This window comes from Sphingobacterium sp. 2149 (genome assembly GCF_031455655.1).
Classification (GTDB): domain Bacteria; phylum Bacteroidota; class Bacteroidia; order Sphingobacteriales; family Sphingobacteriaceae; genus Sphingobacterium.
The window spans coordinates 85,298-105,415 of sequence record NZ_JAVDTD010000010.1; the positions used below are offsets into that span (position 1 = coordinate 85,298).

Below are 20,118 nucleotides of genomic sequence, written 5' to 3' on the forward strand. Positions count from 1 at the left end.
CCAGCTATTTGATTTTACAGCTAAACATCTTCTGTTCGCCAATGAAACCTTCCAATAAATCGCCGATGGCTACAGATCCGACACCAACTGGAGTTCCGGTGTAAATGAGGTCACCTTTGCGTAGGGTAATAAATTTGGAGGTGTATACAATCAGATCTTCGTAGGAAAATATCATATCCTTGGTATTTCCCTGCTGAACTGTTTGTCCATTTTGCTGCAGGGAGAAATCAATCGAATTTACTTCCGCAAATTCTTCTTTAGGAATCAAGTTGCTGATGACTGCCGAATGGTCAAATGCTTTTGCCAATTCCCAGGGAAGGCTTTTTGCTTTTAATTCTTGCTGTACATCCCTGGCGGTAAAGTCAATCCCCAGGCCGACAGCATCGAAATAAGTTGATGCAAATTTTGGTGTCACATGTTTTCCTTCCTTACATATCCGAAGGACGACTTCGGTTTCAAACTGGATATTTTTTGAAAATTCAGGATAATAGAAATCTTTGTTATCCTTTAACACCGCAGTATCAGGTTTTAAAAATATAATGGGAGTTGCAGGGACTGGATTATTGAGTTCTTTAGCGTGGTCGATGTAATTGCGACCGATAGCAATTATTTTCATGATATAAATTTTTAAAGCGATGAAGCTTTTAGATTTCTTAGCGAGCACTTAAGCTCGACGTCCATCGCATATCTCTGTTAAGCGGTATTCCTTCTGTATAGCTTACTTCAACAAACTTAGTAAATGTCCAAACCTTATCCAAAAATGATGATAAACAACCTATATTAGCCACCGGGTCAAATGGCCTATTTACATAGGGTTTAGTTAGGGTTAGCTTAGGGTTTAGTTAGGGTTTGTTTAGGTATAGCCTAATCAAAACCTAACTTAAACCTATCTAAATTCTAATTTATTACTAAACTAAGTCAAACATTGATGGCTATTATTTGTTAGGCTGTAAAATAGATTATAGCATTACAATAAAAAGGTTTAAAAATGGCAATATTAGAAGATGGTCCAAATGGTGGTTTTCGTGGTAAAGTGGGTTCAGTCTATGGTTATAACCTCAATGGCAAATGGGTGATACGCGGTTCGCGTAGAAAGAGTTCCAAACCTCCAACTGCCGCGCAATTGACACATCGTGAAAAAATGAAATTGGCAGGTAAGTTTTGTGGCTGGATAAAGCCTATTGTTAATTTTGGGTATCAATTTGAAGAATCTAAAAAATCGGGGCTTGGGAAATTTCAGCTTGCACAACAGCAGATTCTCAAAAACGCGATTGATTTGGATGTCGAAAATAGACCTGTTATTAATATGGAAAAAGTGCAGGTATTTGTCGGGGAGCTCATGTCACCCGAAGGTGTTGAGGCTCGATGGGAGGATGATCTGCTGAAATTACACTGGATGCCGAATCCGAAATACAGGGATAGCACTTTTAAATTAAATTTGGCCTTGGTCAGTTTGGATAGGGAGGGGGATCTCAAAATGGCTATCGCGGATGCATGGCAGGGTGAATGTACGGTTGAGATCCCGAGATTTAAAATGGACAAATTTGATTATCATGTCTACATCGGTTTTTGGGATACCTATCAAGGTGTACTCTCCAATTCGACCTATTGCGGTGTCATTTAATAGGATTTTTCAGCCTACTTGTGTATCTTTAACACTATGGATAAAATTAAGGCAGTGTTATTTGACCTAGACGGAACGTTGATTGATTCGGAATATTTCTATTTCAAAAATTGGGCGCCGATATTAAAGGATGAATTTAATTTAGTGATCAGCTACGAAGATTGGATTCGTGATTTTGCAGGGCATACTTTAGCACATAATGTCAAACGATTGGTCGATGACTACGGCTACGATACGACGGAAGAATATATGTGGAAGCGTACACGTGCAGCTTATGCCGATTCCAACATGAGCGACATTGAATTGATGCCGGATGCGCGGGAAATCTTAACGTTTTTGAAAGAGAGCGGCATTCATATCGGACTTGTCACCTCCAGTTTCCGCAGTACGGTAGATACGGTTTTGGGTAGACATGGGCTTTTGGATTATTTTGAATTTTTCGTTACCCGTGAGTGCGTCGAATTTCCCAAGCCTAATCCTGAGCCATACCGTTTGGCATTGACGAACTTAAACTTAGCAGCAGATAGTTGTGTAGCTATTGAGGACACGATAACCGGAAGTAAATCGGCTTTGGGCGCTGGTACGCGGTTGATTGCGGTGACGAAACAGGAGGTAGAACGTGCTAGACTAACAGCTGTGGATAACATTGTGGAAAACTTGTCTGAAGCAAAAGCGCTGTTATCACAATGGATTTAAGGATTGTCGGATAATTTAATCGTTTTAGCATTTGTATTTTTATTTGGATATACGTAATATTACCGAATTGTAAATGGAATTCTGATTATGAACCGAAGAACCGCGATAAAGCAATTTTTCATTGTAGCAGGCGGACTGACGATTTTGTCGTCCTGTCTGAATGATGGTGGTGCATCCATTGTATTGAATAAGCTGAAGATTTCGGCGGAGGATGAGCAGTTTTTGGGCAATCTCGCTGACATATTGATTCCCAAATCGGATACACCGGGAGGAAAGGATCTGAATCTGCATCTTTTTGTCATTAAAATGGTGGACGATTGTGAGTCGCCAGAAAATCAGGCTAAATTTGTAGCAGGTTTCAACGCGTTGAAGAAACGGTTAAATTTGGCAAATGGTCCAGAGACTGAGGCCACATTGATGGCGTTAAAAGACCAAACCGACGAGAAGGCTTTTTTTGAAACTTTCAAATCACGTGCAATTCAGGGGTATATGAACTCAGAATATGTGATGAAGAATAAGGTGATCTATAAACTTATTCCGGGTCCGTATAATGGTGAAGTAAAAGTTAAGGCGTAAATAGCACATGGCAAACTTAAATATTGACAGTGAAAAAAACAGGACCTACGATGCTATTGTAATCGGTTCTGGAATTAGCGGGGGATGGTCCGCAAAAGAGTTGTGCGAGAAGGGGTTAAAAACATTGGTGTTGGAACGTGGACGTGATGTTCAGCATATTAAAGATTACCCGACTACCAATATGATGCCCTGGGAGTTTGAGCATCGGAACGAAATGCCTTTCAAAGTAAAGGAAGAAAATCCAGTCGTCAGCAAATGTTATGCATTTCATGAGGATTCAGCCCATTTTTTTGTGAAGGATAAAGAGCACCCGTATATTCAGGAGAAGCCATTCGACTGGATCAGGGGATACCAGGTGGGGGGTAAATCACTGTTATGGGCGAGACAGACACAACGTTGGTCTGATTTTGATTTTGAAGGCCCTGCCAGAGATGGTTTTGCTGTAGATTGGCCGATACGTTACGCCGATTTAGCACCTTGGTACAGTTACGTCGAAAAATTTGCCGGCATTGCTGGAAACCACGACGGACTTCCAGAATTGCCAGATGGTGAGTTTCTGCCCGGGTACCCCTTAAATATTGTTGAAAAGTATTTTAAAGAAAGCGTTCAAAAGAGATTTCCGGAACGCAAGGTAATTTCAGCCCGCTGTGCACACCTCTCTAAGCCCAATCCCATTCACATCGAGCAAGGTCGTGTACAGTGTCAAAATCGGGTACTTTGCCAGCGCGGATGCCCTTTCGGTGGATATTTCAGTTCGAATGCCACGACAATCCCTTGGGCCGCAAAGACCGGAAATATGACCTTACGGCCATTTTCTGTAGTTCACTCCATCCTGTATGATGAACAAAAAGGAAAAGCCGTGGGCGTACGTGTGATTGACACCAATACAAAAGAAGAAATTGATTTTTATGCTAAGCTGATTTTTGTCAATGCGGCGGCAATCAATACAAATTTGATCTTATTGAATTCTACATCCAACCGTTTTCCAAATGGTTTGGGCAACGATAGTGGAGTTTTAGGCAAATACGTTGCCTTTCATAATTATAGTGCACGTATCTATGCCGAGTATGAAGGTTTGTTAGATTTTAAGACCGAAGGGCGGAATCCCGCAGGTGGAGGATATATTCCACGTTTCAGAAACTTGCACAAACAGGAGACCGACTTTTTAAGGGGGTATGCTGCCGGATTCGGCGCTTCGCGCGGTAAACAGTCCGATCGTTCGGGTTTAGGACTTGATCTGAAAAATAATTTGTTAAACCCTAAACTGGGTATTTGGCAGGTCGGATCTCACATGATGGGTGAAACCATACCAAAAGAATCAGGGATGGTTTCATTAGATGGAAGTAAAAAAGATGATTGGGAAATTCCGCTGTTAAAAATTGCTGTCGATTATGATGAGAACGATGAAAAAATGAAAAAAGATTACATCGCTGTCATGACAGAAATGTTTACGGATGCTGGGTTCACAAATATTCGTCCAGATACACGCTGGCAGGCTCCGGGGCTGGATATTCACGAAATGGGCGGAGCTCGTATGGGACGCGATCCGAAGACTTCGGTATTGAACAAATGGAATCAAATGCATGCTGTGAAAAATGTATTTGTCACTGATGGTGCCAGTATGACGTCTACATCAACACAAAATCCTTCATTGACGTATATGGCATTTTCGGCACGGGCTGTCGATTATGCGATCAGCGAAATGAAAAAAGGAAATATCTAAAAGTACTGTACTGGAGAAAGATTTTTTTTTAAAACCTTTCTCCAGTAAAATTAAAATGTTATCTTTCCAACTGGATAACATGTTAAAACCAAGAAATAATAACCAAAAGAAAGACAAGAAATTATAGACAATTAGAAAACCAAAATTGGGAAACCAAAAAAATTTTACAACAAAAGCAAAAGCGATTTAGCTAATTTATTGCGAATTCTGTGAGACAATAATTCCATAGACATTTAGACCTGATGCTATTTATTTTATCGTAAATGAACGCAAAAGGAATCTAATAGGCAATTTTTCAAGCAGCTGATTGCAAAAAAACATCAATTAAGGGAAACTAAATTAAACTAGACGTTCTAAGCTTCAGTTTGCTAAAACGTTTTTATAAACCAAATCACTATTAATATGAGCAAAGTTGACGTAAAATCACTTGCGCAGCTTGGGAAAAAATCAAAACTATTTTTCTCATTAGCTGTCATTGCTGGTACTTTCCAACAAGTCAATGCCGCAGTCGGAACTTCATTCAATTACGAGGGCAAATCCGTCGTGAAAGAGATGAACCATTTGCAGCAACAAGTTAAAGGAAAAGTATTGGATGCTACCGGAAAGCCAATTTCGGGAGTAAACATCGCCGTTAAAGGTACTTCGAAGGGTACACAATCAGATGCCTTGGGTAATTTTACACTAGATGCTAAATCGGGGGATGTACTGGTAGTTTCTTCCATAGGTTACAAAGCCCAGGAAGTCACTGTTTCCGGTACAACAGTTTCTGTGCAATTGGACAATGATCAAAGTCAATTAGACGAAGTTGTCGTTGTAGGGTACGGTACCATGCGTAAATCGGATGTAACAGGTTCTATTGCGATGGTTAAAGGAGCCGACCTGATTAAAGATCAAAGTTTCAGCGCTTTGGACGCCTTAAGAGGAAAAGCTTCGGGGGTAAATATCTTTTCGAATTCAAGCCAACCTGGTGCTAATGCGAATAGAGTTGTTATTCGTGGTGTAGCAACGATCAATTCTTCTTCCAACCCATTATATGTAGTCGATGGAGTAGTGATGGAAGATTTCAATTTGTTGAATCCGAATGATATTGAAAACATAGAGGTTTTAAAAGATGCTTCTTCTGCGGCAATCTATGGTGCGCGCGGAGCAAATGGGGTTATCTTGGTAACCACAAAACGTGGAAACAAAGATGGATCTCGAACGATTAGCTATCAAGGATCGGCGGGTGTTAGCTCAGCTCAGCGGTACATGGATTTGCTCAATGCACAGGAATGGGTGGATGCCTTTATGATTGGGTTGGAAAATGAAAATAAGTACCAAGGAAAGTCATGGTCTTTAGATAAAAAGACGTGGTTTAATGATGCAGACTATTTTGATGCAAATGGCAATCCACTGTATGATACCGATTGGCAACGCGAGGCAACCCGTACGGCCATTTCACATAATCACCAGTTAAATGTGCAACAAGGTGATGAAAAATCATCTGTTGGTGCATTTTTGAATTATACGGATCAACAGGGAATCATGAACAATACCTGGAATAAGCGGATCAATGCAAAAATGGCTTATGATGCAAAACCGACAACATGGCTCTCTACAGCAATTAATTTAACCGTCAATCACACCTGGGGTCGTTATACGCCGGAAGACGGTGGTGGACAGGAAGCGCGTCGTACCATGATCGAGATGATTCCTTGGTATCCTGTTTATGATAAAAATGGACTCTATACAAATTCTGCGTCGTCTACGGTAGCCGAAAAATTAAGTTTTGAAGGAATGGCCAATCCGGTTTCCATTTTGGATTTGCAAAAACGCCTACGCTACAATACACAGATTTTTGGAAATGCGGCATTAACGTTTCATCTGGCCGATGGATTGGATTTGAAAACGCAATTGGGGATTGATCACCATAGAAAAGACTATAAAGGATACTCTTCAAAATTATTAAATAATATTTCCAGACCAAATGGCTGGGCGGAACGTTCGCATACGAATACCCTGTATTGGCAGGAAGAAACCTATCTGACCTATAATAAGCAATTTGATAAACATCGCATCAATGCGATGGCAGGTCTGTCGTGGCAAAAGAAGACCTATGACTACGATAAAATGCGGACGGAAGGATTCCCAGATGATTTCTATGAGTATAATCGAATGAACCTAGGTGTAACGCCAGCTACGCCTGAATCATTCTATAATGATTGGGCGATGAATTCGTATTTCTTGCGGGCAGCATACTCGTATGATAATCGCTACTCTGCAACAGTTACAAGTCGTTATGATGGTTCATCCAAATTTGGCAAGAACAATAAATACGCATTTTTCCCTTCATTAGGTTTGGCTTGGAATGTGTCCAACGAGGAATTTTTAAAGGATAATCAGACCATTAGCAACTTGAAGCTGCATACAAGTTACGGTTTGACAGGGAACTCTGAAATTGATCCTTATCGATCGTTATCAATCGTAGACGCTGGTACAATTTTATTAAATAATACACGGGCGCCCTGGTCTTATGTCAGCACGATTTCAAATGAAGATTTAAAGTGGGAGAAAACTGCACAGTTTGATGTTGGGGTGGAATTGGGTTTACTTCAAAATCGTCTAAATTTTGATGTTTCTTATTACCGTCGAAAAACAACAGACCTACTGTTGGAGACACCTATACCAAGAGCGACCGGTTTCAAATCCGTCATGAAAAATATCGGCGCCGTACAAAATCAAGGTCTGGATATGATGATTACCGGTACGATTGTGACCAATGAGAATTTTGATTGGAAAGCATCTTTGAACGCCAACTACAACAAGAATAAGGTATTGAAATTGGGAGAGAACAATGCAGATATCTTAAAGAACGATTGGGTCGGTGGTGCAAATAGTGTGATCCGCGTTGGCGAAAACCTCAACAGCTTCTACGGCTATAGAAGGTTAGGTGTCTACACGCAAGCAGACGTTGATGCTGGAAACGCTACGGTGAAACAAATTGGGCGTGCAAAACGCACAACCGAAAAAGAAATTATCGGTAAAGGTCTACCAGATTGGACCGGTAGCTTAATCAACAACTTGCGTTATAAAAACTTCGACTTTACGTTAGATCTACAATTTGTGAAGGGAGTTGATGTCATGCAACAATTCTTCCATTCAACGTATGACCGTTTTGGCATTACCAATGGTCTAAAAGAAATCCTGACGGATGCGTATAACGGTTCAAATCCAGAAACCAAACAACAAGCGATCTACCTGACCAATGGAGGGCATGCTGGTCAGGACACCAATGTGGACGATGCTTGGGTTGCGGATGGTTCTTATGTGCGTGTAAATTTGATACAATTTGGCTATACGTTTAATTCGGACGTACTAAAGCGGATGGGCTTATCGAGACTGCGTATCTACGCGAATGCGAATAATCCATTCTTATTCACTTCAAAAGATTTTAAAGGTTACGACCCGGAAAGTACTTCTCAGTATGATCCAGAAATGACTTCTCAATTTACTGCACAAGGGAATGGAAAATTTGGACAAAACATGACCTTTTTCTCCTATCCTAGAGCGAAAACATTCTCTTTGGGTGTTAATGTTACATTTTAATGCATAGAATTTAAAAAGATGAAGAATAAATTATTTCTGTTGTTATTGGCCGGACTGGCTCTCACAACATCCTGTAATAAATTTTTGGACGAAAATCCTAGCTCTAACCTGTCATTAATTAGTTATTATGAAAATGAAGGACAGGCCGAAGCAACTGTAAATGCACTTTACCGTCGGGGTTCACCATTACGTTATTCTACAACAGGTTCCTATCTAGGTTCTACGGCTTCCATTAATACCATTTTAACCGGGTATTTTACGAATAGTTATGAAGGGCAAGAGCGTGTCACCTTGTTTGCGCGTGAGTTGACGCGACAACAAAATACGAGCGTAATATCCCCGACAATGAATACGATTTGGGATGGAGCTTACGAAGCCATTAATATCGCTAATGCAGGTGTAAAGTATATCCCGCAGATAAACATGGTCAATGAGACCAAGAAAAATACCTTATTGGCTGAAGCCAAATTTTTTAGAGCCTACAACTACTTTTATCTTGTCAAGACATTTGGAGCAGTGCCCTTGTATACACTCCCGAATGAGACATTGAACGATCCACTTTATCTAGAACGTACCGAGGCGACGAAAATCTATGAATTGATAGAGACAGACCTGAAAAGTGCTGTAGAGGTACTGCCAGCCAAGACGTTTGCAGACAATGGTCATCGTATTACAAAATACGTGGCGGCAATGCTGTTGGCAGATGTTTATTTGCAGCAAAGTAAATTTGCCGATGCGGCTACTATGGCTAAGATTGTGGTTAACTCGCCGCACAAGATGACACAAAATACGGACTTTGCAGAAAATAGTGCCTACAACTTGTTGCGTCGTACGGATAATCTGGATGAGGTCATCTATGCGCAAGAATTTGATGATATTATTGCCAATAGTGGGGCGCGAACAGCCACTGCTTTTAGCTCGTCCGCAGTTTCGGTATTTACTACTTATTCTATATTTGAGCGTGTTTTTGGTCCTACGAAACAGTTTTTGAATGTTTACGATAAAGATGATTTACGGATCAAACCTAACCAGTTCTATCACTGGTCTTATACCAATCCGATTAATGGTAAAAAATGGACTTCAGAAGATGCTGGTATATGGTATTATGTCGATGAGCAAGCTCTGTTGACGACAGGAAGAGGGACAAAGGACTGGAATTTTTACCGTTATCCAGAAGCTTTGTTAACTGCGGCCGAAAGTATCGCTAAAACAACCGGAGTCAGTGCTGAAGCAGCAGGATATTTAGCACAGGTCAAAGCACGTGCGAACACAGCTGGAAAATCTGTTGCTGCTTTCACGGCAGAACTACAAGGATTGTCAGCAGAAAATTTTGTCAAAGAATGTTGGAAAGAACGTCTACGCGAATTACCGCTGGAATACAAAATGTGGGATGATATTGTACGTACAAAGATGTTCCCTGTAATCTCCACAACAGAAGCCGGAAAAGTAGATTTTGTTCCGCTAATCGGTGCGAAAAACGCATCTGGTGCGACATTTAAAGAATCCGATCTCTTATGGCCTATTTCACCTGATGAGATTCAACGCAACAATAAATTGACTCAGAATCCAGGGTATCAATAGATCTTTCAATAGTAGTCATGGCTATCAAAATGGATAGCCAGGATTATCTAAACTGATTTATAGGTGAAAATCCCGAATCAGCAAAGTTATTTAGAAGCAGCGCTTTGTCTAATGCTCCTTCGCGCAAAAAACTCAATCTGATTGTTCACAATCGGCCGGGCAACAGAGACACATAAAAAAAGCCGTTAAGATTGATCTTAACGGCTTTTTTGACGCTATCGCCAATATTATATATCTACGACCACATCCATTTTAAAGTCATCATCTTTTAGATGAACAATCTCAGTTGCTTTTTCGTAGTTAGTTGATTTCTTGGAGAAGAAATCATGCTGTGTTGTCTCGGTATTCAATCCATTCAATACGATTGGATTGACCTGTTTTACTTCGAAGATCGGATCAAATCCAAGATTCATTAACGCTTTGTTGGCATTATAACGAACATATTCTTTCACCTCGGCAGTTAAGCCCACTTCGGTATAGATCTCTTCGGTATATTTCAATTCATTCTCATACAAATTGTAAAGAAGTGCCAAGAAACGTGCTTTGACCTGATCTTGATTTTTTAACTTTTTGAATTGATCTTGAGCGATCAATCCTACGAATACGCCATGTATGGATTCGTCAGCGATGATTTTTTTAATGATATCAGCTGATGCGACCATCTCGCCTTGCCCACATAACCATAACGGTAGGAAGAATCCTGAATAGAACAGGAAGGACTCCAATAATACCGAAGAAGCCATCGCCATATAGATTTCTTCTTCTGAAGCATCTTCTTTATCGATCGCACGATAATAACCATCGATTGTTTGCGCTTTGTATTGTAAGTATTTATTTTGCTGAACCCATTCGAAAATATCGTTGATTTCAGCGGTTGTAGAAACTGTCGTGAAAATAGTGGAATACGATTTTGCATGGATAGCTTCCATCATACACATATAGGACAATACTGCTTTATTCTGTAATGTGTCGATATGATCGATGATCTTAGGCATACCCGTATGACTCTGAAGGGTATCCAATAAGGTTAAGCCACCCAATGCTTTTTTATACGCATCTTTCATTTCTGGACTGATACGTTTCCAACTATCAATATCTTTCGATGGAATGTATTCTGTGTCGATCCAGAATTGACGGATATTTTGTTCCCAGAACATTAATACATAATCGTTCTCGGGGGTATTCCAGTTGACGGCTTTATATGTTTTACTCATTTTTAGTTTAAAGTATTAGGCATTTAGTTTACCAAATCGCAAAATTAAGCTGAACAAGAGACACATTCGTCAATCGTTGATTTTCTTGTCCGTGTATAGTAAAGGGATTTTAACCCTAGTTTATGTGCATAGATATAATATCTCGATAAATCTCTCGTCGAATCTTTTGAGTTGGTATGCAAAATAGTGGATACACCCTGATCGATATGACGTTGAATGACTGAAATCAGCTTCAATACTTTGAATTGATCCATATCATATGCCGATTTGAAATAGAAATAATTATCATTTGTCAAATATGGCATTGGATAGTAAGTTGTGCTGTCGCCATATTCACGTATTTCAATGATATCTACAATAGGCATAACCGATGCAGTAGCATTCATGATATAGGAAGTCGACTGATTTGGAGCAATAGCCAAGCGATAAGCATGGTAGATGCCATGTTCTTTGATTTGTGCTTTTAACGCCAACCAATCTTCCACCGTTGGAATATGTATACCTTCGAATAACTCCGTTACCTTCGCTGTCTTTGGCATGTAATCGCGGTTGACATAGTTGTTGAAATAGGTGCCATCAGCATAGGCTGATTTTTCAAATCCAACAAATGTTTTACCACGTTCTTTGGCAATTTCCATGGATGCTTCCAATGAATAATAGTTCATCATCATAAAGAACGTATTGGCAAAATCCAATGCTTCGTTCGATTCGTACATGATGAAGCTTTTTGCAAGATAACCGTGTAAGTTCATCGCACCTAGCCCTACGGAATGCAACTCGCGATTTGCTTTTGCAATCGAAGGGACCATATCAATATTGGTTACGTCTGTAACGACAGTTAAAGCACGCATAGCCGTTTTTACGGTTTCTTTGATGCGTTTGTTGTCCATTACAGTTGCAATATTCAATGAACCAAGATTACAGGAGATGCCATAACGGATCGTGTCTTGTTTGCCATAGATCTCAATGTCGGATACTTGAGATACCTGCATGATCTCCGTACATAGGTTAGAGAATTTTACCTGACCGATTTCATTCAACGCATGGACACGGTTGGTATTCTCTTTAAAAAATATATACGGGTAACCGGATTCTTTTTGTGTCTGTGCAATCTTAACCAAGAGGTGACGGGCATTGATCTTTTTCTTTTTTACGTTTGGATTCGTGATCAATTCGTCGTACATTTTGTCCATATCCATCTCGTCCAAGAATTGTCCATACTCTTGCATGACGGTATGTGGGTAGATCAAATAGCAAGGCTCATCTTTTTCTGCCAATTCCATGAATTTATCAGGCACGATAATACCGATAGACAAGGATTTGATACGTACCTTTTCATCGACATTGATCTTTTTACAATCCAAAAACTCTTCAATATCGGAGTGGAAAATATTGAGATATACGGCACCTGCACCCGGACGCTGTCCCAATTGATTGGCATAGGAGAATGTATCTTCCATGATTTTCATAATAGGAAGTACACCACCCGCACGACCTTCAACACCTTTAATTGCCTCGCCACGAGCACGGATTTTCGAGATATTGAAGGATACGCCACCACCGATAGAAGATAACTTCATAGCAGAATCAACAGCGTAACCAATACCATTTAAGTTGTCACCGATTTCATCAAGGAAACAAGATACCAATTCTCCCGAGCGTTTCTTTCCTGCATTTAAGAATGTAGGTGTCGCTGGTTGGTATTCTTGATTGATCATGATTTCGGCGTATTCAATTGCTTTTTTTACACCTTCTTCTCTTGCCAAGAATAGTGAAACAGCAACAACGCGGTCTTCATAGCGCTCTAGGAACTTCTCACCAGAATCGTCACGCAAAGCGTAGCTCTGGAAGAATTTGAAGGCCGCCATAAAAGATTCAAAACGGAATTTTTTAGCGTATACATAGTTGAATACTTCTTCCATCTCTTCAAATGTAAACCATTGGTAAAAGTCAATATAATAGTTATTCTCTACCAAATAGTCTATTTTTTCTTTCAATGTATAAAAGAACACCGTGTTCTTATTTACATATTCTAAGAAATAGGCACGAACTGCTTCCTTATCTTTATGTAAGCTGAATTCGTCATCATGCTTAATCATGATTTCATTATTAAGCAATATCCAGTTTTTTGCTACTTCGTTTGCTACCATCGCAAAAGTTCTTTAAGATGTCAATAAATTGATTAATGTCTTCCATTGTTCCGGACAGTTCAAATTTGAATGCCAGTGGAATGTCGAAATCTTGTGAAATGCGATCAGCTGCTAAGCCATAATTCGGCCCCCAATTGCGATTACCGCTGGAAGTAACAGAATAGATGTTTTTAGCTTCGCGTTTCATGAATTCTACTGTATTTTCGGGTACCTGCCCAAAATTTGTGGTGAAAGTGACCAAATGTCCAGGTTCTTTTACCGTCAAATCGGGGGTTATTTTATGGATTTGCCAGCCTGTTATTTGAGCGACCTTATCCATAAAACGCTGTACGTTGCCCGTTTTGGAATCATAATAAATGTGTATCATGTTGTTGTTTGGTTTAAATGATACGCTGAATTTATTAAAGTGCAATGGCAGCCAATTCTTCTGGTTTAAAGCCAATGATACGGTGTTGAATCTCTTCATTTTCCAACACAATTACAGTAGGAACTGTGCGGATTTTGAATCTTGCGGCCAAGTCTGGTTCATCAAAAGGATTAACCGTTTCATATTGGATACCTTTTTGATCCAAATAAGCCGATACTTGTGCACAAGGGGCACAATCGTTTTTCTCAAATTTGATAATTCTTGCCATGTTACTTGTTTATTTTTTTTATTCCAATCTTTATAGAAAAACTCGGAACGAAGTTAATTGTATCAATTTTAATAGGGGAGCCCGATCCTAAGGTTAGGCCGGGCATTGAAAACAGACAATTATCAAATAGAACGGTCCGTTTCCGATACGTAAAAAACTTCATTGAGTTGCTAATTCTTTTATTAGCTTAACAAATATCCTACATTTTCCTGCTATGCGGTAGGTTGACTTTTCCACATTTTGGGTAAAAGTTTAACAGAGCATGCGTTTGTAGAAGATTGTTGTGGTTAAGTTGTTGATTTTGTTAGTATTAAGAATGTGGATAACTTTAAATTGGTAATTTTTACCGCTATTTTACAAATGTTTTAAGTTTAATTTGAGTGTCATAAAAAAGCTACAAATCTTGCTTCTTAATGAAAGTTTTATTATTTTATTTTGCCTTAATTTGAAAAATAAATTTATGAAGAAACTATTCTATGGTCTCTTGCTGTTAACTTCACTACAAACGCAAGCGCAGGAAAACATTACCTTTCAAAAACCCTCTACTGAAATTCTGGCGTTAGCGGATTATGTACGCCCTCCTCAGCTGAAAATTTCAGGCGATAAAAATTGGATGCTTTTTACATTCCGCCCGACTTATAAAAGTCTAGCTGAATTGGGGCAGGAAGAAATGAAACTGGCGGGATTAAGGATTAATCCGAAAACATATATGGAGAGTTCAACGCTCTTTTACGATAAGATAGCCTTAAAAAAAATCGATCAAAATGTTGAATATACTGACTTTGCCGGGATGCCAGAAAAGGCTGCATTATCCAATTTTATGTTTTCTCCGGACAATAAGTGCTTGGCATTCAGCAATAGCAATGATAGTGGTACAGCTTTATTTGTCGTTGATCTCGCTACGCGGAACGTCAAACAGTTAACCAATTACAATTTGAATGGAACAATGACGGCACCTTTTCAATGGTTGAAAAATTCGTCAGGTTTAATGATCACCAGTCTGCCGCAGGATAGGCCTGCACTATTGGATCCTTCCAAAGATTTGCCGAAAGGGCCGGTTGTTTCAACAAGCGATGGAAAGGTTTCTCAGTTGAGAACGTATCAGGACTTGCTGAAGAGCCCGTTGGACGAGGCAAACTTTGAAACATTGGCACAGTCGAATCTGCAAATTGTGGATCTTAACGGCAAAATTTCCTCTTTTAAAGACAAAGCCATTTATACAGGGATCAGCTTTTCCCCGAATGGCGAATATGTGATGGTATCAACGATCGCGAAGCCCTATTCGTATGTGGTTCCGCTTTCGTATTTTCCACAGAAGATACATATCTATGATCGGTCAGGTAAGGAAATCGCACTTGTAAATGAGGTGCCTTTAACGGAAGTTATGGCAAAGGGCTTTTCATCTACACGCGCTGGAAAACGGGCCTGGCATTGGAGGAGCGACCAACCTGCTACGTTAGCCTATGTTGAAGCCCTTGACGGTGGGGATGCGAATAATAAAACGGAGTTTCGGGATGCCTTATATACCTTGTCATACCCTTTCAAGGGGGCGGGAAAGCTTATTTTCAAAACCAAAGACCGTTATGCAGGTGTAGTATGGGGCAATGAGAAGTATGCTTTGGTTCATTCGCAATGGTATGATACTAGAAATAAAAAAACTTTTGTGGTTAATCCTTCCACGGGAGAATCCAAACTGTTGCACGATCGGAACAGTCAGGACGTGTATAATGATCCTGGCGACGTGTATACGGAAAGAAATAGCTTGGGCACTTACGCTATGTATATAGATAAGGATAAGGTCTTATTTGTGGGCAAGGGGATTACTAAAGATGGCGAGTTTCCCTTTGTGGATGAACTCAATTTACACTCTTTAAAGAAAAAGCGAATTTACACTGCAGCAGCATCCGCACTACAAGAACGTATTAGCCAAATAGTAAATCCCAAAACAGGTGACTTATTAATTTCGCTTCAATCAGCATCGATCTACCCCAATTATTTCATGAAAAATATGAAATCAGGGAAACAGACGACACTAACAGCTCTTGAAAACCCGTTCAAATCCTTGGAAAAAGTTCATAAAGAGATTTTGAATTACAAACGTAACGATGGGGTAGAACTTTCGGGAACGCTTTATCTGCCTGCCGGTTATGATTTTAATAAAAAGGAAAAATTGCCATTGCTCATGTGGGCTTACCCAAGGGAATACAAGGATAAGCATACCGCTGGACAGAGCACGGCCAACCCTAAGGAGTTTACATTCCCAAGTTATGGTTCTTTTATCTATTGGGTATCCAAAGGGTATGCTGTATTGGATAATGCTGCCTTCCCAATTGTTGGAGAAGGGACAAAAGAACCGAATGATACTTTTGTTGAGCAACTTGTGGCCAATGCTGAGGCAGCAATCGATGCGGTAGACCGGCTGGGCTATATCGATCGAAAAAAAGTTGCGGTAGGCGGGCATTCCTATGGTGCATTTATGACAGCGCATTTGTTGTCCAATTCTAAATTGTTTGCAGCGGGAATAGCGCGTTCTGGAGCATATAATCGAACCTTAACGCCATTCGGTTTTCAAAGTGAGCAGCGAAACTTCTGGGATGATCCCGCATTGTACATGACCATGTCTCCTTTTGTAAGTGCCGATCGGATGAAAACGCCACTGTTATTGATTCACGGTGGAGCAGATAATAATCCCGGGACGTTTACTTTGCAGACAGAGCGCTATTTCCAGGCGCTGAAAAATTTGGGAGCTCCTGTGCGCATGGTGATTTTGCCGCGTGAAGCGCATGGATATGTTGCCAAAGAAAATATCTTCCATCTATTGTGGGAGCAGGATCAGTTTTTGCAAAAATACTTAAAAAATTAACTGTCTGGCCGAAACTATTGTGATCCGGACAAGACGCTGTTTTAAGAAAAAAGGGACTACTGTCAGTCCCTTTTTCTGTGCAATAAATTTTGCTTGACTATCAAGCATCGTACCTATTTGCTCGCTTTAACCGTAAAGGGTACGACATATGCTCCCCACTCCAAGGAGACTGTTCCCTGTGGACTGGCATTAATCTTAAATTGTTCCTGTGAGGTACTTGCTGTTGCATTACTGACGGAAATGCTTAAGGCGTCTTCTTTGGAATCATATTTCGTTCCCCACTGATTCCAAACTTTATTGAACATGATCGTTGTTTCATGTTCGCCCGGGATACTGTAAAGACTATATTTTCCAGCGGCCAATTTCTTGCCTTCAACCAATACATCTTTATCGAATTCGATCGTGGTGGCTTCATTTGCTCCGGTTCGCCATACTTTACCGATAGGGGCAACATCAACACCCAATTGACGGCCTTTCAATGATGGACGGCTGTAATTGATGTCGATTGTGATGCCATCGACCGTAGTCACCTTGGTGTTGTCAGGAGGACTTGGTCGTTTACTTTTGTCTGTCTGCGCAAAGGTAAGCTGACCTATTAAGGTCAGAATTGCTAAAATCACTACTCTCATATGTGCTTATTTTTTTGATTAAACAATTAAATATAAGATTTTTATGTGATGAAAATTTTCCGTTTTATTAGAACTTTACGAAATCATGACCGGTCGGTCTTAGGCGCTATGAGTTGTAACCTGGAAATAGATAAAAATAAAAAGCCAGCGTTTTAAGCGCTGGCTTTTTATTTTTATACCAAATACTCGAATAATGTTTGGTCTTTGTTGATCTCAATGACATCAAACTTATATTCTTTCATGCGTTCAATCAATGTTGTATAATCTTCGGGTTTGTTGAGCTCGATGCCGACTAGCGCGGGCCCCCTTTCTCGCTCAGTCTTTTTGATAAACTCAAATCGTGTAATATCATCTTTAGGTCCCAATACTTCGGATACGAAAAGTTTCAATGCGCCAGGCCTTTGCGGGAAACGAACGATGAAATAATGTTTGTAACCTTCATAAAGTAAAGACAGTTCTTTGATTTCACTCATACGGTCAATATCATTATTTCCACCGGATATGATACAGACGACTTTCTTTCCTTTAATTTCATCTTTGTGGAACTCGAGCGCTGCTACGGAAAGTGCTCCTGCAGGTTCGACGACAATTGCATCCTTATTATATAGTTCTAAGATACAGGTACAGATTTTTCCTTCAGGAATAGAACGCGTATCATCCAGCAGTTGTTTGGCGATTTCGAATGTTGTGGTACCGATTTTTTTAACAGCGGCCCCATCAACGAATTTGTTAATATGTTCAAGTTCAATCGGTGCGCCATGTGTCAGGGCAGCTTGCATGGAAGGAGCACCTTCGGGTTCTACACCATAACATTTAATTGCTTTGTTTTTATTTTTAAGGTAATAGCTAGCGCCTGCAGCCAGACCGCCACCACCAATAGGAATAAACATAGCGTCCATATCGGGTAGATCCTGCAAGGCTTCAACAGCAACGGTGCCCTGACCTTCTACAATTTTGAGGTCATCAAAAGGAGGGATAAAAGTCATGCCGTACTCTGCTGTATAAGCTAGCGCAGCCTTTTGGCAGTCGTCAAAGGTGTCGCCGGTTAAGATGATTTCTACATTGCCATTACCCCACATTTCGGTTTGCGAAATTTTCTGGCGTGGTGTCGGACCGGGCATAAATATCACCCCTTTGATATCGAGTTTATTACAGGAGAAAGCGACGCCTTGTGCATGATTACCTGCGCTTGCGCATACAACACCAAGCTGCCGCTCTTCTTCTGTAAGTGAAATAATCTTATTATAGGCTCCTCGTAACTTGTACGAACGTACGACCTGTAGGTCTTCTCGTTTGAGGTAAACTTCGGCGCCATATTTTTCGGATAAATGCCTGTTATACTGTAAGGGGGTGCGATTGACCACAGACTTGATGCGTTCAAGTGTGGCCTCGGAGTCGATATTTAAGGTTGAAAGATTCATTGTTAGAGGATTGCCCAGTTAAGGTAGGTAAGAAAATGCAGATATCCGCTATTATACTAAAGATTCTACCGCTACTGTGTGTTTAAATATAGTTGATTTTTTTTTGAAGAAAAAAGGCTGCATGAGCAGCCTTCCTTTTCTAGATTTTTTCTTGGACGAGGCTTTTCAGGTCATCATCACAAATATTTTTCTTTTCGTCGGCCAGAACCAAAAAGCGTTGATAGCAATCTGCTAGATCGTCCTTTTCAAGGTGAAATCCTAAGCGCTCTAAATGGTGTTTAAGTGCATGTCTTCCAGAACGGGCCGTTAAAATGATATCAGCTTCCAACAAACCAACATCTTCTGGTCTGATAATCTCATAGTTTTCGCGATGCTTTAAGAATCCATCCTGGTGGATGCCTGAGCTATGTGCAAAGGCATTGCGACCTACAATAGCTTTATTTGGCTGCACAGGCATATTCATCATTTCACTTACCTTGCGGGATAAGTAGGTAAACATGCGGCTATCAATATTCGATGTTAAACTTCCAAATGCTTGCTTGTGTACCTTAAGGATCATAGCCACTTCTTCCAGCGACGTGTTACCAGCACGCTCACCGATACCGTTTATTGTACATTCTACCTGACGGGCACCATTTTGTATCGCAGCGACGGAATTTGCCGTTGCAAGTCCCAAGTCATTATGGCAATGAGCGGAAATGATCGCTTGATCAATATTGCGTACATGTTCTTTCAGATACTTGATTTTTGATCCATATTGGTCCGGTAAACAATAACCGTTTGTATCAGGAATATTAACGACAGTAGCTCCGGCAGCAATGACCGATTCCACCATTTTAGCTAGAAATTCTAAGTCTGCGCGACCAGCATCTTCTGCATAAAACTCGACATCCTCAACATAGGACTTAGCATGTTTTACAGCGGAAACAGCTCGTTCTAAAATTTCTTCTCGTGTGCTATTGAATTTATATTTGATATGCATGTCCGAAGAGCCTATACCCGTATGGATGCGCGGGCGTTTGGCGTATTTTAATGCTTCGGCAGCGACATCAATATCGTTTTTATTGGCACGGGTCAATGCACATATAATGACATCGTTCACGGCTTTAGACAATTCTACCACCGATTGAAAATCACCGGGGCTAGACACTGGGAAACCAGCTTCGATAATATCAACGCCCAGTTTTTCTAAGTCCTTTGCGATCTCAATTTTCTCTGGAGTAGTTAATTGGCATCCGGGTACCTGTTCGCCATCACGCAATGTGGTGTCGAAGATGTAAAGATGATTAGGATCGTGTAACATAATTTCTTAATTCAAAAGATTTATAAACTAAATATGTAAGAAGCAATGCATTTAAAGTGCCCGAGCAAAGGCTTGCGGCATCTGATTCCCAATACTCACTACTTCATTACTCATATCT

At 40.3% G+C, this 20,118-nt stretch carries 15 protein-coding genes; 7 read left to right on the plus strand and 8 right to left on the minus strand.

All coding sequences use genetic code 11. The features are described from left to right. Nucleotides 1-4 precede the first annotated feature (4 nt). Complete coding sequence (locus tag J2X77_RS15460; RefSeq protein ID WP_209578148.1) at nt 5-616, minus strand: fumarylacetoacetate hydrolase family protein; 612 nt, start codon at nt 614-616, stop codon at nt 5-7. A 372-nt stretch (nt 617-988) separates the two neighbouring features. On the opposite strand from J2X77_RS15460, the gene J2X77_RS15465 reads away from it, so the two are divergent. The 6 genes from J2X77_RS15465 to J2X77_RS15490 all read left to right on the plus strand — a co-directional run bounded on the left by J2X77_RS15465 (nt 989) and on the right by J2X77_RS15490 (nt 9,785). Continuing rightward, on the plus strand, nt 989-1,624 hold the full coding sequence (locus tag J2X77_RS15465; protein WP_310081475.1) for a DUF6266 family protein: 636 nt from the start codon (nt 989-991) through the stop codon (nt 1,622-1,624). 36 nt (nt 1,625-1,660) lie between these two features. Further along, on the plus strand, nt 1,661-2,320 hold the full coding sequence (locus J2X77_RS15470) for an HAD family phosphatase (protein WP_209578150.1): 660 nt from the start codon (nt 1,661-1,663) through the stop codon (nt 2,318-2,320). 87 nt (nt 2,321-2,407) lie between these two features. Next, complete coding sequence (locus tag J2X77_RS15475; RefSeq protein ID WP_310081480.1) at nt 2,408-2,896, plus strand: gluconate 2-dehydrogenase subunit 3 family protein; 489 nt, start codon at nt 2,408-2,410, stop codon at nt 2,894-2,896. 7 nt (nt 2,897-2,903) lie between these two features. Further along, nucleotides 2,904-4,619, plus strand: a complete 1,716-nt coding sequence (locus J2X77_RS15480; protein ID WP_310081481.1) for a GMC family oxidoreductase — start codon at nt 2,904-2,906, stop codon at nt 4,617-4,619. Between the two features lie 402 nt (nt 4,620-5,021). After that, nucleotides 5,022-8,204 (plus strand): TonB-dependent receptor, encoded by a 3,183-nt coding sequence (locus J2X77_RS15485; protein WP_209578153.1) that lies wholly within the window; start codon nt 5,022-5,024, stop codon nt 8,202-8,204. An 18-nt stretch (nt 8,205-8,222) separates the two neighbouring features. Beyond that, nucleotides 8,223-9,785, plus strand: coding sequence for a RagB/SusD family nutrient uptake outer membrane protein (locus J2X77_RS15490; RefSeq protein WP_310081484.1), 1,563 nt, complete (start codon nt 8,223-8,225; stop codon nt 9,783-9,785). 227 nt (nt 9,786-10,012) lie between these two features. On the opposite strand, the gene nrdF is transcribed toward J2X77_RS15490, so the two are convergent. Genes nrdF through J2X77_RS15510 form a run of 4 tightly spaced genes read right to left on the minus strand, consistent with a single transcriptional unit; the run spans nt 10,013 to nt 13,784 of the window. After that, on the minus strand, nt 10,013-10,999 hold the full coding sequence (nrdF, locus tag J2X77_RS15495) for a class 1b ribonucleoside-diphosphate reductase subunit beta (RefSeq protein ID WP_209578155.1): 987 nt from the start codon (nt 10,997-10,999) through the stop codon (nt 10,013-10,015). 44 nt (nt 11,000-11,043) lie between these two features. Further along, nucleotides 11,044-13,149: a class 1b ribonucleoside-diphosphate reductase subunit alpha gene (gene nrdE, locus J2X77_RS15500; RefSeq protein WP_310081486.1), complete on the minus strand. Its 2,106-nt coding sequence runs from the start codon at nt 13,147-13,149 to the stop codon at nt 11,044-11,046. Then, nucleotides 13,109-13,516 (minus strand): class Ib ribonucleoside-diphosphate reductase assembly flavoprotein NrdI, encoded by a 408-nt coding sequence (gene nrdI, locus J2X77_RS15505; protein ID WP_209578157.1) that lies wholly within the window; start codon nt 13,514-13,516, stop codon nt 13,109-13,111. Before nrdI ends, nrdE begins: the two co-directional genes overlap by 41 nt. 34 nt (nt 13,517-13,550) lie before the next feature. Continuing rightward, nucleotides 13,551-13,784, minus strand: a complete 234-nt coding sequence (locus tag J2X77_RS15510) for a co-chaperone YbbN (RefSeq protein ID WP_046673718.1) — start codon at nt 13,782-13,784, stop codon at nt 13,551-13,553. A gap of 460 nt (nt 13,785-14,244) precedes the next feature. Here J2X77_RS15510 and J2X77_RS15515 point away from each other — a divergent pair, with 460 nt between their 5' ends. Further along, the gene (locus J2X77_RS15515) at nt 14,245-16,647 is read left to right on the plus strand and encodes a prolyl oligopeptidase family serine peptidase (protein ID WP_310081496.1); all 2,403 of its coding nucleotides are present in this window, start codon (nt 14,245-14,247) and stop codon (nt 16,645-16,647) included. A gap of 113 nt (nt 16,648-16,760) precedes the next feature. Here the strand turns inward: J2X77_RS15515 and J2X77_RS15520 are convergent, their stop codons facing one another. The 3 genes from J2X77_RS15520 to J2X77_RS15530 all read right to left on the minus strand — a co-directional run bounded on the left by J2X77_RS15520 (nt 16,761) and on the right by J2X77_RS15530 (nt 20,000). Then, nucleotides 16,761-17,276, minus strand: coding sequence for a DUF2911 domain-containing protein (locus J2X77_RS15520; RefSeq protein ID WP_209578159.1), 516 nt, complete (start codon nt 17,274-17,276; stop codon nt 16,761-16,763). A 173-nt stretch (nt 17,277-17,449) separates the two neighbouring features. Next, a complete protein-coding gene (gene ilvA, locus J2X77_RS15525) occupies nt 17,450-18,697 on the minus strand; it encodes a threonine ammonia-lyase IlvA (protein ID WP_209578160.1) in 1,248 nt (415 codons plus the stop codon). 139 nt (nt 18,698-18,836) lie between these two features. Continuing rightward, a complete protein-coding gene (locus J2X77_RS15530; protein WP_209578161.1) occupies nt 18,837-20,000 on the minus strand; it encodes a 2-isopropylmalate synthase in 1,164 nt (387 codons plus the stop codon). Between the last annotated feature and the right edge of the window lie 118 nt (nt 20,001-20,118).